Source organism: Nitrospira sp. M1, from assembly GCF_965152605.1.
On record NZ_OZ224217.1, the window covers coordinates 308,005 to 324,368 of the forward strand.

Consider the following 16,364-nt stretch of genomic DNA (forward strand, 5'->3'; position numbering starts at 1 on the left):
TATTTCATATATAGAATCTTTATTTTCTACTGCAATAAAAATTTTTGGTTTGAATGGAAAGTCAACAACTCTTAGAGAATATCAATTACGCATATAAGAAACGGCTATCAGCCACAGAACGTACCCATCTTTTACGAATGAAAAAGAAGTTGCTTCAACAGGTCATTGATGTCTTAAAAGACGGTACTTCGATTTCTGCTCCCTATCCCAGCGCGCGAGACGAACACGGAAATTCATGCACCGTTAAAAGTACATTCCGTAAACGGTCATAGCTTGACCGCATATCGTGTACTCCGTCCTCCGCCAATGGGATTAAAAACATCTTTGTCTACGAGATCCTGAAGATCACGCGTTGCTGTTGCTTTCGACGTATCCGTAATCGCCATGTATTTTTTTGCATTCATCCCACCTTCAAATCCGTTCGGCCCTTCTTCGAGCATCCGCCGCAAAACTTTTAATTGTCGTTCATTGAGTTGAGTCTTAAACCGGTCAAAAAGTTTGGTCTTTTTCAATGTAAATTCGATGTGTTCTTCTGCCTGGTTCTGCGCCTCAAATACGACATTGGCGAACCAGTTTACCCATTCCGTAATCTCATTACCCAGTTGGCCCTTTTGTAAAGCGGCATAATACTGCTTGCGGTGAGCTTCGATCACCCGTGATAAGCTTAACACGACAGGTCGGCCGACCCCCTGAGATAATGCTTTTTCGGACAGGGCCCTCCCTATTCTTCCGTTCCCATCTTCGAACGGATGAATCGATTCGAAATACAGATGACATATGGCCGCCCGCACTAAAGGATTTTTAAGGTCCGCTTTTCCCCCTGGACCTGTGGTATTAAACCACCGAATAAACCGCGTCATTTCTTTCGGTACCCGGTTGGAAGGCGGGGCTTCAAAATGCACTTTCTCTTTTCCGATAGGACCGGATATAACCTGCATGCGTTCGGAATGAGTGCGCCATGCACCAGCCATAATCCCGCGGCTACTCGTCATAACCATCCAGTGCCAGGAAAAAAGTTTTTCCTTCGTCAACGGTTCCGCAAAGCTATCCCGCACATCGATCATGAGACGGGCAGCACCTTCCGCCCGTTTATCGGGAACCTGACCCACAGAATCGCCCAAGCCCAGATTCTTGCGGATGGAAGACATCACATCCTTGCGGCTCAGAATTTCACCTTCAATCTCTGATGTCTTGACGGCTTCGGACGCCATCATTTCAATGACTGCCTCCGTTCGCATATCCTCCGGCAGAGCTTTCAGAATGCCACTGGCCAGGCCAGTTTTTTCGGCAAAAGCGAGCAGTACGTCCTCAATGCCTGTAAGGTCATACTGAAACTCAGGCCAGTCCTTTTGTTCCCAGTTATATGACATGAGATGATTAAATCATGTAATTGGCTCACAATCAATAAAAAAATGAGCCGAATAACCATATTATTCGGCTCATAATTCTTGTTTCTACAGTAGCCTTATTTGGATTTATTCATTGTCCAACTGGTGGACGAACCTGCCTGTTATATTGATCCATGTCCAGCCGTTGGCCAGCGGCATTGGGTTGAATCTCGCGCCGATGATCGCTTCCATCCAAACCACCAAATTCAGGACTTAGATAGAACGGTAACTTTTCACTTTGCTTATTGAATATTTCGCCATACGGAACTTCAGTTGTTGGTTGTTCAGATCCTTTGATTGTCGGAGGTGCTTGGGAGTCTGAAGATTTAGGGGGTGCGCTGGAATTGTTAACTTCCATCATGTGCGGAATGGTGGGGTGTTTGGTCGTATTGGTAGTTTGGCCGATGGTCAGATCGATATGTCCTGTAAGGAGTGCAAATAGCAAAAAACTCGTCATGATTACGTTATCTACTTTCTCTTTATGCATGAACATCCAGGCTAGGGTTCATTCAATATGCTACCTCTATATACAAAATCATTATAGCACGGTTTGTTCTTTTGTGAGATTTGGTGGATAACCATGTAATAATAGTACTTATTTTTGATATTGTGTAAATTGTCAATATTCATGTCTGACCCTAAAGTCTAATGCATGTCCAAAATGACTTTCATTAGGAAAGATCCGCCTCCGCTTCCCATTCGTGGGAGGGAAGGGTTGGGGAAATAACATCATCGAGAATCGAGACTGTGCCCATGAGTGCGTGCTGAGAAAATTGATGAAGGCGAGGAGTGGGAGGGATCAATTGGGCAACGGGTTTTCCCCGTTTCAGAATGGTGATGGACTCACCCTGTTGGGCCACCTCATCTAAAATAGCCAGACATTTGGCTTTAAGCTCAGAAGCCTGAATTTCTCTCATGTGAATAGTGTAACTGACTGGTCATTTATGGCCAAGTCAATGTTTCAAACAGATATTTTTTTTGTGACAAAGGAAACACGTTGGGTTTAAGGGCTGGGTTTATTAGGCATGCGTATGGCACTCAACGCTCGAGAGTATTTTTGACAGGCATCGTATTAAGCAGGTACCTTAGTTCTTCAGACTACTTCCTGTTTATCCAGAAGGTGTGGGCAAACAGTCTGTTCTCATGCCAGACCCCATTGTTGCTCTAAAATATCAAATTTCATGTCTGATCCTATAATCTGTAAGTTGCCGTCTCTTATACAAGTGAAAAAAATAAAATTATTGCTCAGAGGAATGATAAGCCTTTCTTAATTCCAGTTTTTTGGAATTTACTATGCGTGGCCTATGAGTCAAAAAGAATATGAAAAAACCGCAAGCCAGCCTAATTCCGTTGTAGTCTTGAAACGAACATCACTTTCACCGGTAGGCAAAGGCTGATCTTTTCGAATGCCATCGCCAAGAACCTTGGCATTAGGGTTGACCATCACACCAAGACCCAAGTTAAAACTATCCCCTCGCTGAGTAGCAATGTCAGAGGCTACAATATTGGCTCGTTTGAATCCCACCATTATTCCCGCTCCTACGGCCTCAATAATGTTGTCAGTTCCTGGCCGCACGCCTACAAAGGGTCCAACTCCCCAATCTCCTTGACCTAATCCACAACAGAACTCCATTTTGGGTGTAAAAAAATAGTGTGACTCTAGAAGGAAATTGGCAGTTGTATTATTATCTCTATCCACGCGTACGATACCGTTCGCATCCAAAGCTGCAGATTGAATTCGATCTCTTGCGCCAGCTTTGATGGTAACCCCAATAGCCACTCCAAAACCAAATCCACTAAACCTTGCGTCAGCTTCGTTTTCTAACTGTTCCTTTATTGAGAGCTTCTTGATTTGTTGAAGAGTTTGCTTCATTTCTTTAGTTATGAAGTCTTGAAAAGACGAATCTCCAGAAGATTCATCATATCTTTGTTTCCAATAGAGAAGAGTTTTGGCATTTACTACAGCTGTCTTAACATCTCCGGTGAACGAAAATAAACGGACTGCATTTTCTAGACTTTCCTGTGCTTCTTGAACTTTACGCTTTTGTATGAAGATATTTCTTTTTGACTTTGCTGAACTTTGCATTAGCTTTAATAAATGGCTTTTTTCTTGAATCAGTGTTTCATTATGCCCAACTATTAGTCTTGCTTGCGCTAATCCTTCTTGTATTTTCGGAGTAATTTCTGCTTGAACATTGGTATAAGAGAGCACCAAAATCAGAAGTGTCGATGTGAAGCAGAAATTTCGTAAAAAACTCAGGAAATATGACGTGTTTCTCAATAGAAGTACACCTTTACTATCTTAGATTGTTTGAGTAATATGACCAACTTTGCAGACTTATTTTAAAAGGAATTAGTTCGATATTGCTGAGATGTGCTGACCAAATATTTCAATAAAAACAGTTTTTCTTTCTCTCATTCTCGAGTTTCTTGTCTGGTGTACTACCTGTAGGTACTTTCCAACATTGTTCGTTCCAAAATCGAAATCTTCCTGAAAAGTCACTGTGATTTTGGGGTATGCCGTCGCGTGGCCCTCCCATACTGCTGCCTCCTCCCGGAAAACGTTTGATTGAAATGTAAGGTCTGATTGCATCAGGGGTTGTGTGGAGAGAGAGCATGAAGTTCGTGAAACGTCCAGAAGTCCGATCCATAGGCGTATTGGGAGTTGAGAGAAAGTTGTCAATCCATACAAGCAGGGAGCCAGTTGGTGGAAGATTCCCAAAATTCGTCTCACTCGTTTCAGCAAGCTCATGTAGCATGAGATGATATACTCTCGGCATGGTAGTTCCTTGTTTTAGATTTTCTTTTTGACGTTGTTCCATAAACGGGAATATGCTGTCCTTATAATTATTGGTGGTTGATGCGGCCGCCATAAAAACGATGTTGTCAATTGGAAGACAGGATCCAAAATCACGAAGAATATGGTTGACAATGATTGCTCCCATACTATGCCCAACCAAGGTGATCGACCATTTAGAATAATTTTCTTGAAGAATGCTTTCAGCGAGTTTTCTCAAGAATATCGAAAGAGCTCCACCCTGTTTGACTTGAGTTAATCCTTGCTTCTGTTCGGCAATGGCTTTACAAGCCTGAATTCTCGTGGAAAATTCTGCGGGATGAGAATGGGAAATGGTTAGAGCGTTTGGACTTGAGGAGAGTGCAGCTTGAATCATTTTTGAATGAGCTGGGTCGGTCTGAAATTCATTTTCAGTGTGTAAAAGAAGATCGGTCCGGCGAAGCATGTTTTCCCATGCGCTTTTCCCCAACGCATCAATCCAGGGAGAAGAAAAAAACTTGAAGGGATAGGTTGCGGCAGTGGTAAATGACCCCCATATGCGGTCTTTCCAAAATAGTGAATCCACTTGGCGCCCGAGCCAGAATGGGAATTTCTCAGTTGTTAGCGTTTTAGCAATTGTATTTGCGTCACGTTCGGCTTTAGCTAGATCGAAAAAATTAAAAAACCAGTTGTCTTTGTCGGATGGCCAGGATGTTAAGTCGTTGGCGATGAGCGACCACCAAACCATGGGTGCACGAAGAATTCCTCGTCCTAGATCTGTGGCAAGGTAGGTTGGGGAGGAGAGCCAGGCCCAGCGGTCGGTTTTCCCCTGCCGAACACTCGTGAGATGTTCTCCATAGCTACTGAAGAGGGCCGAATCCCAATTGACAAATATTGGATAATAGTCATCATTTGAATCTGCTTTGATTTGCTCTGCAAGCTTACCAGCTCTTTCATTACTGTCTTCCCATTTGTTGAGTCCACCATGGATATATAATAGGATCTTGCGTGTTGTCTTGTGCGAAAAATGAACTTTCATTGATTTGATGAGCTGATCGGTATATTGATCATAGGCATTGGTCAAGTAGGTCTCGTCTTCATGTGTGGACCAGTTTCTGGCATCCTCGCAAGAGGTCGATGCGATAGGCCGGCAAGTGGAGGGTTCGATGGGCAGAAATGGCGTCCCCGCTTTATCCACGATAATAGCGTGCTGTTCGAGGATTCCAGAGTGACGGAGCGTTTCACTGCAGGCAGTCATTTGAAAAATCAGGAATAAGAGCAATACGGTTAATAACCGATCTTTCGTGAGGTTCAATGCCGGGATGGTGATGGTGTTGAACGGCCCGTGCCTAAAGCTGCCCATTTCTTGATCTCCTTGGCGTCAAAAATTTTGACAATACGCGTTGCATTAAAAACTAAAGCCGATGCTTGGGCCGGCGAGAATAAACCATTCACCCGCATCGGGCCCTGATAAGTTGTACCCCACTCCCATGGAGATAAAATCATTCAAGATCCCAATCGTAAGGGCGGGTTGGACCGTCAACATACTATCGTCTTTGTCCTGTGAGACGAAGATGGTTGGAGCCACCGAAAAGAGGGGGGCGATCTTGGGCAACCCTTTTTCCGGATTGAAGTAGTCAACGATATCTCTGGTCGTCGCGCGGCATGCGGTTGGGACATCAGAAATTTTCGTGGTATTTGCTTTTGCCAGTTGAGCTTCCGTGTACCATCGTAGCGCAAGGCCGAAGCCTGCGGCTTGATCGTTAAAGGAAGACTTCTTGTCGGCCAAGTTGTATCGCAACAACGAATAGGTGGTGATGTTGCCCGCCGAAGCTTGATCTAATCCCAAAATACTATCGCCGATGTTTTCCCCTTCCTTGTCTGGATTTTTTCTGTACGACACGCAGATGTCCGTTTCCTGGGTTTTAAGGACAATGTGTTTCTCTCCTTCGATGAGTAATCTATTCAGATGAGTTTTTTCTTCGTTAGACGGAGCTTTAGCCCCAGGCGTCGTGTAGGTTTTCCAAAGCTTATACGCTAAGGTCCCGTCTGAAGGAGTAAGCGAAAATTTGTTGGGCTTTCCTCCTGCGGGTGCAGGCGTGATGGTAACCTCTTCCCAGAGGGGAACGGCAGGGTCTAGCGCTTGATTTAACAGCTGAACGATATCACTTTTGAGTTCATCGACGGTGGCTCCGCTTGGTGGGGTAAAGCCATCGATCTTCACATTGAGTTTAACCGTTCCTCCACCGCCTGGGGCTACGCTGTCGATCTGTTTAGATTTTTCCTTGAGGTATTCATCTAGCTTTGTTGTAGGGGTTTTGAGGTCCTTGATGAGTTGGAGGTAATTTTCAATATCTGGCACTGAAAAATCATGTGTTGAGGATGCTGATGATGGACTAGACATAAAGATGAGTGTCAGTGCACAACAGGAAATTAAGGCCATTTTTATCATGCAATCCTCCTTTGTGTTTTGTCGGGGCATGTGGGTTTGTGTTTGTCGATTATTCATTGGTCATCCTTGAACGAAAATGATTCAAGTTGAAATATTGTCGTGTTGTCATGATTTATTCGTAATGTGAATCGGCTCATGTCGTTTTGTAATTCTCTCGTGCTTGAGTAGCTTCTTTGAGAAATAGTTTGAAGGTGGCTGGGGCCATGCTGACGCGTACCTGATACATCGACTGTTTAATGGTTGGACAGTAAGCGCCTAAATCCAAGATAAATTTGTATGCGTCGTACCCGATTCGAAAGGCATCCACGTAGATGACCGGTATGTCATTTCTTTGGACAGATTCTTCTTCGTTATTGGGCATAACCATCCATCGTGCGTTATCGCATGGCCCTCGTATCTTTTTATTAATGTGGTATTTCTAATGAAACAGATGGTGCAAGATTGATGTGCAAAAGAACGAGCGAGCCTTCTTTAGATAGAAGTGCTTGAAAGGATTCAGGTTCAGAGAGTTTTTGACCTAAGTTGCTCGGAAAGATATAGGGAATATGTAACAGGAGTTGTGACGAGTCTTTAGTGTTCTGGTATACGAAACGTGCGCTGGGCTTGTGGCTCAGTATGTTTAGAAAACCATCGACGACTATTTCAATCGCGCTATCCATGGTGCTTTTGAGCCTTCAAGTGGTTGAAGAGGTGGGTTGTGAAATAGTTGTTCTGAATGGGTAAAGATGTGTAACAAAATTTGTGACAGAATTCTGTCATATTGTTACGAAATGTTACAGAGGGGGATGCACTAATGGGCTGAATTCCTCAGCGCCCAGAGCTTGCCATGGGTCTTTCTTGGGCTACTGTAATAATTGACTAACGGTGCTATATGTAGTACCATTTTAAAATGAAAATAGTTTTGGACACCAATGTTGTTTATGCTGGATTGTATTCTTCACGCGGAGCCTCCTATCAAATTCTCCGATATATTGAACAAGGGATAGTCACTATTAGTCTTTCAACGGCACTCCTGTTTGAATATGAAGAAATCTTAAAGAGAAGTAGGGCAACATTGAAGTTAACGGTTCGGGAAATTGAACAATTACTCGACTATTTTTGCCATGTGAGTGAGCACCACAAAATATTTTTCTTATGGCGTCCGTATTTGAAAGATCCGAAAGATGATCATATCTTAGAGTTGGCGGTGTCTTCTCAGACAGAAACGATTGTGACTCACAATATGAAAGACTTTCGAGATATTCGTCGTTTTGGAGTAAGAGCCATTACTCCGAAAACATTAATGGAGGAACTTGCATGAGCGCGTTAAACCTACGCTTACCCGATTCAATTCATAGGCATATCAAAGAGGTAGCAAAAAAAGAAGGTGTGTCGATCAATCAGTTTATTTCTTCGGCTGTCACTGAGAAAATATCTGCAATCATGACCGACGATTATTTAAAGAGCCGGGCAACACGAGGGAAGAGAAAAGATTTCAAAAGAATCCTGGCTCAGGTTCCAGATCGTCGTCCGCTTCCTGGAGATGAACGGTGAAGAGGAAATGCTACTGTTAGTCTGGTGTGCCGTTTGTACGTAACCCAATGATCACGAATGCCTAATTGCTATAAGTTTTCAAGTCTTTGCCGCATCGATTCGTGACCTTGTACTTGAGCATTTTTCTATAAAGCGTCATGCGGGACCATTGGAGTTTCTTGGCAGCTTTGGTTCGGCTCCATTTTGTGCTGAGTAGCGTAGATAAAATGAGATCACGTTCATTCTGGGGGAGTGATTCGCATTCTTTGGCTTTCGTTTGAAACTGAGGCGGAAGGTCCATGCGTCTTGTGGTTGGCGTTGGCAGATGAATGAATGATGCTTCTATAAGGTTTCTCAGTTCTCTGATGTTGCCGGGCCATGAATACTGCAGTAGCGTATTGAGCGCTTCTTCTGTAAACCCTTGGACTTCTCTATGAAATTTTTGATTGAATTCTCGAATGAAGTGTTCGGCCAGAGCAGGGATGTCTTCTTTCCGTTCACACAGAGGTGGCAAGTGAATTCTCGCAACATTCAACCGATAGAATAGATCAGATCGAAACTGCTTTTGACTCATAGCCTGCTCTAAGTCCTGATTGGTTGCAGCGAGCACGCGGATATTGAGTTGATGCGTATCCCGGCCACCGAGTCGTTGCACTTGCCGCTCTTCTATGGCTCGTAGGACCTTGGCTTGTGCCGAGAGCTCCATATCTCCGATTTCATCAAACAGAATTGTCCCATCTTGTGCTTGTTCCAGTTTCCCTTGATTACTGCGAGTCGCTCCCGTAAAAGCGCCTTGTTCATGGCCAAACAGTTCGCTTTCCAGCAATGTTTCTGGAATGGCAGCGCAATTTATGCTCACAAAAGCTCCATTGTGGCGATCGCTGTTCCGATGAATGGCTCGCGCAACGACTTCTTTACCGGTTCCGGTCTCTCCAGTGATCAGGACATTGCTCTGTGTCCATGCAATCCTTGCAATGTCGGCACGGACAGCTTGAATGGCTGCTGATGTTCCGACGAGAATGTGGGCTAGCACATCGATATCCTGTGGTTTTTTTTCTTGCTTCACAAGATATTGAATAGAACCTTGATTAAGCCAGTATGTGACACGCTCTGAAAATTCTTCATGGGTGAAGGGCTCTTTGATGTAATCGTTGATGCCTGTTCGTAGTGCAGCCAGTGCAAGGTCTTCGGAACTTTCTCGTGTGATGAGCAGAAGTGGAATAGTCTGGTCGTATGCGCGGAGTTCTTTCCCGAGTGCAAGCCCACGCAATGCACGTGTATGTGAGACATCAATAACGACCAAATCAGGACGACTTCCATTATGGAGCATACCGTTACGTACTGCCTGGTGGAGGTTATGAGCAATTGTGATATTGTAGCGCTGCGACTCGTGTTTTAGATGTCGATGAAGTTGTTTGTTCTGTTCCAGGATAAGCAACTGAGGGTTCGGTTGGCCATAGGTTTCTGCTTGGGGGGTACGCACTCATCACCTTCCTTGGTTGATATCAAAAGGTAAAAGCAAGTATGAGACCGCAGAATTCTGTCGTGAGCAGTAAGGAAGATTCTTCGAACGTGTTAATAAAGGTGTGACGTATCTGGGTGTGGTATTGAAGAGTCCAAAGAGTATAGCGAATCCAAATACGTTCCAGCTGAGGTCGATCAACTAACCCCGCGCGATTACTCACTTCAAGCATGTGGAAGTTATTTGAAACGGCTATATACCTCAAACGGTACGTATCGAAATAGATACAAAGTGTATCCATTTCGATACATTGAAAGTCGTACCGTACGTTAGAAATTGTGTGTATTTTGCAGATGTGGCGAACAGAGTCTGATTAATGGGCTCATTGTTCGAACGTGTAGGGTGGGCATATTACTCTAGTGAGGAGAGCGAAGCGGTTGGGTTACTCACTTTTCCTAAAAACAGGATGATGCCTGTTTGATTCTCTCGGATTACGAAGAAGAATGGATGATCGGCTCGGAACACCACCGGCTGAGGGACTTGGAGACTTCGGCCTTCCATCGCGACTCCGGTTGATCCTGCGGCTTCGGTACCTTCTTCGTTGACTTCTAGGAAGCTTTGATGAAACACGGCCGCAAGATGTAAATCCTCAGAATCGCTCAGTCCAGAAAAGTCCGCTTGCTGGTCGAAGGCGAGTGGCATACCTAGTGAGGCGAGCGTTTGACGAAGATCAAGCCCAACGCTCAGGTGAAATCGAGGAATAGACGCTTTGACGTTTCGTGGTTTCAGTGATGCAAGCAGTTTTCCAAGATTAGGGTTTTTGAAAGGATTTTTTTGTTCTGTCAGTCCTTCACCCTGCTTTGGGAGGAAGAAGATCATTGAAAGACGATTCCCAACGTAGGGGAGTTCAAGGATTTGCATCGAGTTTGTGTCAGCGTATGGAAAGCGATGTTGTTGGGTCATAAGGGGAACATTGGTTGACAGCGTAGGAGAAAGCCAGAATTGAGATTGTTGCGTCTTATTTTTTTTAAATGGACTTGTCCAGAGTCCTTGGTAATGAGTTGCCGTGACAAGTAGCAAACGGGTCAGGGCGTCTAAGTTTCCTGGGGGAATGAGATCGGGTATTCGCTCATTGGTTTTGTGTTCCACCCATTGATTAATGGTTTGCCGTGAGATGTCCGTACTCTTCTGGAAATCTACGGAATTGGGGGAAGCCTGGTAAAGTTCTTGCGACTGTTTGATAAAGTCTTGAAGAAGGTTAAGGGAATGATCAACCCATATCCCGCTCGCGATATTCAGATCAATCCCTTCAATTATGTTTACAGTATTGAGGACTTTTCGAAGTTCAAGCATGTCGTGTGGCGTTTCCCTTGGATCAAGCGGCCATCCAAAAACCTGTGATATTTGTGCGCGTGTTTTGCCTCTGGAGCCAATATACGCCATGGACAGTGCAGCTGAGGTGCTATAGGGGGTAAGAATGATATTGTCTAATTGCTGATCTGCAAGCGTATTAAAGAGTTTCATTGCAAACGTGTTATGCATTGTCGTCATGTCTTGGAGTGCTTTCGTTTGCCTGGCTTCGGTCAGAGAAGGCGTTCCTAAGAGACATGTGGTTATGAGCAAGAGAAGAGAAAATTTTTGCCATTTCTGCATGGCATTGCCCCTTTCATTTCTCTGACTCAATTTCAAATGATGAGGCATGTGCTAAGACGGCCATGACCTCCGAGAGACTTCTCTCGGAGGTCATGATCGGTCATGAGTCGAAATCAACAAGATCGTTATTCGTTGGTTTGCACAAAAATCTTGTAGTTACCGACTTGTGTATCGTGATAGAGCTTGATTCGAACATGATAGGTGCCTGGTACGAGATCGGTCGTGATCCTTGAATCGCGCGTGTTCGCATCAATATCGTCGTTCTCTTGGACGAGGGTCGTCTGACTATCCGGTCCAAATAGGGACATGACGGTATCGACCGATGCGGTCTCTCCTCGTGTTTCTATAGTATAGGACCCGGCCTTCTCAACAGTGAAATCAAACATGTTCTCGGTTCCTGGGGTCGCGATAGATCCTTGTGTTAACGGAGGACTGATAGGAATCGTGTTTGAATCTGGTTCCGGCATGGTCCCATTGCCGATATGGCCATCAATCCAACGAATGAAATTCGACACGCGCGTATAGACACCGGGAAACTCAGGTCTAGCACATCCAATGCCGAAACTCACCACGCCGGCTAAGCGATCCGTATCTTCCGCGCTGTCCACAACCATGCCCGGTCCTCCGCTATCGCCTTGGCAGGAATCTTTGTTGAGCTCGGCGGCGCACAACATATTTTCCGTAATCGTGACACCTGTGCCATCATATTGGGCTTGGCAATTTGTATTGGACACGATAGGCAACGTGACTTCCATGAGGTCATCAGACGCCATGCCTCCCTCTTCGAGCAGGCCCCATCCGACAACCGTGTAAGGCTTTCCAGGTGCTGCTAGGTCGCCGTTTTCACCAATCAACGAAATCGGCGGTTGTGCAGAAGGGTTAGCAAGTTTAACTAAGGCAATGTCGGAATCACTGGTATTTGAATCATAATCTGCATGATTAATCACTTGAATCACATCATGCACTTCTCCACCGCTTTCTTGAAGATTCAGACGTCCCAGGATGACTTTGTGGCCGACCTGCACGGTACAGTGAGCGGCGGTTAGGACCCATTCAGGGGTAATGAATGATCCACCGCAAAAACTGAACAACGAACCATTTTGTCGTACTAGGGCAATCGAAGCTGCCCATGGATAATCTCCACGCTCTGCCGGTTCCCCACCCACGATTCTGGGTTGAAGTCCTGTTCTGGGTTTGGGTGCGCCTAGTTGACGTTGGAACGCCTTTGCTCGCTCACGAATGCGTTGGATGCGCTGTGTGTCGTCTTGAGTCAGACCTTCAATCGATGGTTCAGCAGTCCAGCCTAACCGCTCAGTGCCTACGGTCATACATGAGATGACTAATCCGATAGCTGCGGCCAGTGACGTACATTTAGAAAAGGTATTCATGCGTTTCATACTATGGTGTCCTTTTTACAGGTGAAAAAAAGCACAAAGGCCTGACCTGTTTCATGCCTTTGTCAAAATAATACATAAGCCTCTATGGTTGTCGTCTCGTCAGACAAGCTCAAGGTGATACATCCTCAACGTTTCTGTGCAAGCTTGACAGCTTTCCGTGCATTGACTCTGCCATAGCCATACAATTGGCTATGGCCGGAGGCATCATAGTGCCCATTGGCCTGGTCAATTTTGTCGCTCGAATCTTTGATTACATCCTTCACGTCTTTCCATGTAAGATCTGGATTCACCGATAACACCAACGCCGCGATTCCTGCCACGCCTGGACATGAACTTGATGTTCCTCCGAAGCGGTTGGTATAGGATCCCTGTCGATCCCCTAATCGACTCCGACCTGGATTATAGCCAGCAGCTCCTGAGCGATCCGTCGTCCAGATTCCTCGTGTCTGTGCTGTCGATGCGTAGTCCTTGCTTGGAAAGCAACACCAAATCGCCTTGCCAAAATCGCTGTAGACACTGCGTGTACTGTGATCATTGCACGCAGCAATGGCCATGACACGTTCGTTACTGGCATAGCCGTCTTTATCCACGCTTTCGTTCCCGTTGCCGGCGGCCCATGTGACGACACATCCCTTGCCACCTCGACCCTTTTCGGTGACATATTCAAGAGCAAGTCGAGTGGAGTCGGGGAGTAGATGTTCGGTTTTTCGCTTTGGATCTTCCGCATTTCTCCAATCGGCGTCTCCCGGACCCCAGCTACACGAAATGATATCGGCTCCGTGATCAGCAGCCCAGACTAAGGCCTCAGCTTCGTCTTGAGACCCTGAACCGGAATCGAGTCGAATCGGCATAAGTCTCGCTTGAGGCGCGACACCGGAGGCTCCATGCTGGCCATTGGCGCAGGCGACTCCAGCGCATGGTGTCCCATGGTTGTCTCGTGATCCAGGCCTCGGATCTTCAACCTTTCTCGTCGCATCCCAAGGATGGACAATTTTATGTCGACCGGAGAATTCTTCATGTGTGAGATCAAAGCCGTCGTCAATCACGGCAATGGTGATGTCTTTTCCTTCCGTGATCTGCCAGGCTTTTTCAATGTGCGCATGGGCGCTGATGCGGTGTCCGCCGATGGTTGTTGGTTTCAGGTGCCATTGTTCTGGAAACGCACTACGACGTTGAACTTGTCGAATTAACTCTGGGTGACAGTACTCCACAGCGTCTTCCCGTAAGAGTTCTTCGGCAATGGAGAAAACCTGTTGCCCACAACCCTTCGGTGCAGAGACAAAATAGCCATTGTCGGTATAGGAAACTTTTCGTTTGATGGAGAGTCCATAGTCATGTAACAGTCGTGTGCACGATCGCTGGCTTTGATTGGTTTGAAATGTCACGAAAAGATTTTCTGTGTAGATAACGGGCACTTTAGACTTTCGATCCACTAAGACGCGTCCCGCAAATTCGATATCGGTTTGAGTCTTAAACGCATTCCTCACTTGGGCACAGAGTTTCTTGACTCCTCGTTTTGCACGAATGTGATGCACTTCAACTCCCGATCCAGAAAGTTGAAAATTCAGCTCAAGTTTGTCTAATAGGCTCCAGGCTTTTTTTGATAGCATGTTCGGGTCTAGCCTTCCTCGATCTTCCGTCCGAAGAATGACATGCCGGGCACTCTCAGTTAATGAACATTTCTTCCCCTTCTTCCCTCCATATCGAAAGCTAGGCATAGTCGAACACTCTCCTTTCTTTTTGAGTAGTGCAAAAAAAAGACCAGGATATGATCTCGATGGGGCTACTGGATAATCTCTGAAGATACCGGAAAATAGAGGGAAACATCATTCTCATGATGCTGGAAATAGTTCTTCATTGAGACATGTGTATCGAAAGAGATACGTTATAGCGAATCTAAATACACATCAGTGTGCTTGGACACGGTCGTTGGGCAAACTACATGGGCCTGACGGCTATACATCGTTGTGCCTTGCGGCACCTTCTGTCTCGATTACAGGTGCCCCAAGTCCAGTTGAACCAGGAGAACATTCAACGTGGTATAAACGCTTCAGGATACAGAAGTTCATTGAATCGGCTATAAGTATCTCTTTGACTAGTTTGGAATGGATTAAGTCAAACTGCTGCAAGTGTGTAGCGTGGAAGTTTGGAATCGATAGACGGCTAGACTAGGATAGGGGAAAGGGCAATACGAGGAGTGTTAGCCGCCTGGGAGGATAGACAGGGCGGCTGTTGCGGGTGGGGCAATCTTGGAGAACATTAACGTTGCTGAAACGGCCCAGTCAATGAACGCTCCAGGAAAAATTCCTAAGAGTAAGGTCCCGGCGACGCAGACGTAGACGACGGTTTTAATCGGTAACGATACGGTGACTGGAGTTGAGTCAACCGGTTCATTGATATACATCTTTTTGACGACGATCAGGTAGTAATACATGGAAATGACGATGTTAATGAGCCCGACGATCAACAGCGTATAGAGTTCTTCTTCGATGGCGGCTACGAATAAGTAGAGCTTTCCAATAAATCCTGCAAGCGGCGGCACCCCAGCTAACGAAAGTAAAAATAAGAACATGGCTGCGGCTAGAAACGGCGAGCGGCGATTGAGGCCATTGTAGTCTTCAATTTCATCGCTTTTAATGAAATTACTCACGGCGATGATCACCGCAAACGCGCCGATGTTAGCAAATAGATAGGTGAGCAGATAAAACAAGATGGCGTCGCTGCCTTGTTTGGTTCCAGCGGCTAGCCCGACCATGATGGTTCCGATTTGGGCTATGCCGGAATAGGCCAAGAGGCGTTTGATATTCTTTTGCGCAATGGCAACAACGTTTCCATACGTCATCGAGATAATTGAGGCGCAGACAAACATCAAGATCCACATGGGTTTGAACGATGCCAGGCCGACATAGAACATGCGGATTAAAATAGCGATGGCTGCGGCTTTGGGAGCAATGGAGAGAAAAGCGGTGACGGGAGTCGGGGCCCCTTGATAGGTGTCGGGAATCCACGAGTGAAATGGTACGGCGCCGATTTTAAACCCGAGTGCGGCAAAAATGAGCAGAAACCCTATTGCGAGTCCGTAGCTTCCAGGGTTTCCAGCCATTTCCGAGAATATGAGTGTTCCAGTTTCCCCATAGACCAGGCTGATCCCGTAAGCTAAGAGTCCTGCCGCAAAAACACCCAAAATGAAAAACTTCAATCCAGCTTCACTCGAGCGGATGTCGTCTCGGAGATAGGCCACAAGTACGTAGAACCCGAACGTTGAAAACTCAAGCGTGACAAAGACGGAAATTAAATCATTTGCCGAAGACATGAACATCATGCCGAGACCTGACATCATGACCATGAAGTAGTATTCACCTTTGAAAAATCGAAAGCCTTTGACGTAATCAATGGAGATAAAGATAACCATCGCGGTGGCAAGCAATATCAGAATCTTAAAAAAGATAGAGAGGTGGTCGACCACATACATGTTTTTAAAAAGGGTGCCGATTATTCCGGCCTGGTCAAACCAAATGAGGATGAGGACGGTGGCAAGGAGTCCACCAATACTGAGATAGGCCAAGGTCTCGTGTTGAACCTTGCGCATGGAAAAGTCGACCGATAACACGGTGCACAGCCAAAGGGTCAGGAAAATTTCCGGCAGGACCAGAAGGAGATCTGAGCCTGTAAGTGTAAGGTCAAATATCATCATAACGTGTTATGCGCAGCATGAGAGGTCTGT

Annotated in this window: 14 protein-coding genes; 2 read left to right on the top strand and 12 right to left on the bottom strand. The window is 45.8% G+C overall.

Annotated features, from left to right (window positions below; genetic code table 11):
* Positions 1-266: 266 nt before the first annotated feature.
* From ACWHX8_RS01445 to ACWHX8_RS01475, 7 genes are all read right to left on the bottom strand, one after another.
* Complete coding sequence (locus tag ACWHX8_RS01445; RefSeq protein ID WP_447970194.1) at positions 267-1,370, bottom strand: Fic family protein; 1,104 nt, start codon at positions 1,368-1,370, stop codon at positions 267-269.
* A gap of 109 nt (positions 1,371-1,479) precedes the next feature.
* Positions 1,480-1,845, bottom strand: coding sequence for a hypothetical protein (locus ACWHX8_RS01450; RefSeq protein ID WP_447970195.1), 366 nt, complete (start codon positions 1,843-1,845; stop codon positions 1,480-1,482).
* A gap of 214 nt (positions 1,846-2,059) precedes the next feature.
* Entirely contained in the window at positions 2,060-2,305 is a 246-nt protein-coding gene (locus ACWHX8_RS01455) for a type II toxin-antitoxin system Phd/YefM family antitoxin (RefSeq protein ID WP_447970196.1), read from the bottom strand.
* A 392-nt stretch (positions 2,306-2,697) separates the two neighbouring features.
* Positions 2,698-3,669 (bottom strand): hypothetical protein, encoded by a 972-nt coding sequence (locus ACWHX8_RS01460; RefSeq protein ID WP_447970197.1) that lies wholly within the window; start codon positions 3,667-3,669, stop codon positions 2,698-2,700.
* Positions 3,670-3,778: 109 nt separating this feature from the next.
* Positions 3,779-5,527 carry a hypothetical protein gene (locus tag ACWHX8_RS01465; RefSeq protein WP_447970198.1) on the bottom strand — a complete coding sequence of 583 codons (1,749 nt, stop codon included), beginning with the start codon at positions 5,525-5,527 and terminating at the stop codon, positions 3,779-3,781.
* Positions 5,528-5,572: 45 nt separating this feature from the next.
* A complete protein-coding gene (locus ACWHX8_RS01470; protein ID WP_447970199.1) occupies positions 5,573-6,616 on the bottom strand; it encodes a hypothetical protein in 1,044 nt (347 codons plus the stop codon).
* Positions 6,617-6,749: 133 nt separating this feature from the next.
* Positions 6,750-6,977, bottom strand: a complete 228-nt coding sequence (locus ACWHX8_RS01475) for a hypothetical protein (protein WP_447970200.1) — start codon at positions 6,975-6,977, stop codon at positions 6,750-6,752.
* Between the two features lie 528 nt (positions 6,978-7,505).
* On the opposite strand from ACWHX8_RS01475, the gene ACWHX8_RS01480 reads away from it, so the two are divergent.
* Complete coding sequence (locus ACWHX8_RS01480; protein WP_447970201.1) at positions 7,506-7,916, top strand: putative toxin-antitoxin system toxin component, PIN family; 411 nt, start codon at positions 7,506-7,508, stop codon at positions 7,914-7,916.
* Positions 7,913-8,149: a toxin-antitoxin system HicB family antitoxin gene (locus ACWHX8_RS01485; protein ID WP_447970202.1), complete on the top strand. Its 237-nt coding sequence runs from the start codon at positions 7,913-7,915 to the stop codon at positions 8,147-8,149. Before ACWHX8_RS01480 ends, ACWHX8_RS01485 begins: the two co-directional genes overlap by 4 nt.
* Before the next feature lie 61 nt (positions 8,150-8,210).
* On the opposite strand, the gene ACWHX8_RS01490 is transcribed toward ACWHX8_RS01485, so the two are convergent.
* From ACWHX8_RS01490 to ACWHX8_RS01510, 5 genes are all read right to left on the bottom strand, one after another.
* On the bottom strand, positions 8,211-9,611 hold the full coding sequence (locus ACWHX8_RS01490) for a sigma-54-dependent transcriptional regulator (protein ID WP_447970203.1): 1,401 nt from the start codon (positions 9,609-9,611) through the stop codon (positions 8,211-8,213).
* Positions 9,612-10,001: 390 nt separating this feature from the next.
* Complete coding sequence (locus tag ACWHX8_RS01495) at positions 10,002-11,243, bottom strand: serpin family protein (protein WP_447970204.1); 1,242 nt, start codon at positions 11,241-11,243, stop codon at positions 10,002-10,004.
* 125 nt (positions 11,244-11,368) lie between these two features.
* Entirely contained in the window at positions 11,369-12,640 is a 1,272-nt protein-coding gene (locus tag ACWHX8_RS01500) for a serine protease (protein WP_447970205.1), read from the bottom strand.
* Positions 12,641-12,765: 125 nt separating this feature from the next.
* Positions 12,766-14,358, bottom strand: a complete 1,593-nt coding sequence (locus ACWHX8_RS01505) for a S8 family peptidase (RefSeq protein ID WP_447970206.1) — start codon at positions 14,356-14,358, stop codon at positions 12,766-12,768.
* Between the two features lie 482 nt (positions 14,359-14,840).
* Positions 14,841-16,334 (bottom strand): NADH-quinone oxidoreductase subunit N, encoded by a 1,494-nt coding sequence (locus ACWHX8_RS01510; RefSeq protein WP_447970207.1) that lies wholly within the window; start codon positions 16,332-16,334, stop codon positions 14,841-14,843.
* Positions 16,335-16,364: the final 30 nt, after the last annotated feature.

Coding starts and splice junctions, on each gene's coding strand:
- ACWHX8_RS01470 (WP_447970199.1), bottom strand. CDS start 6,616: ATGATAAAAATGGCCTTAATTTCCTGTTGTGCACTGACACTCATCTTT.
- ACWHX8_RS01450 (WP_447970195.1), bottom strand. CDS start 1,845: ATGACGAGTTTTTTGCTATTTGCACTCCTTACAGGACATATCGATCTG.
- ACWHX8_RS01510 (WP_447970207.1), bottom strand. CDS start 16,334: ATGATGATATTTGACCTTACACTTACAGGCTCAGATCTCCTTCTGGTC.
- ACWHX8_RS01505 (WP_447970206.1), bottom strand. CDS start 14,358: ATGCCTAGCTTTCGATATGGAGGGAAGAAGGGGAAGAAATGTTCATTA.
- ACWHX8_RS01475 (WP_447970200.1), bottom strand. CDS start 6,977: ATGCCCAATAACGAAGAAGAATCTGTCCAAAGAAATGACATACCGGTC.
- ACWHX8_RS01480 (WP_447970201.1), top strand. CDS start 7,506: ATGAAAATAGTTTTGGACACCAATGTTGTTTATGCTGGATTGTATTCT.
- ACWHX8_RS01485 (WP_447970202.1), top strand. CDS start 7,913: ATGAGCGCGTTAAACCTACGCTTACCCGATTCAATTCATAGGCATATC.
- ACWHX8_RS01465 (WP_447970198.1), bottom strand. CDS start 5,527: ATGGGCAGCTTTAGGCACGGGCCGTTCAACACCATCACCATCCCGGCA.
- ACWHX8_RS01500 (WP_447970205.1), bottom strand. CDS start 12,640: ATGAAACGCATGAATACCTTTTCTAAATGTACGTCACTGGCCGCAGCT.
- ACWHX8_RS01445 (WP_447970194.1), bottom strand. CDS start 1,370: ATGTCATATAACTGGGAACAAAAGGACTGGCCTGAGTTTCAGTATGAC.
- ACWHX8_RS01495 (WP_447970204.1), bottom strand. CDS start 11,243: ATGCAGAAATGGCAAAAATTTTCTCTTCTCTTGCTCATAACCACATGT.
- ACWHX8_RS01455 (WP_447970196.1), bottom strand. CDS start 2,305: ATGAGAGAAATTCAGGCTTCTGAGCTTAAAGCCAAATGTCTGGCTATT.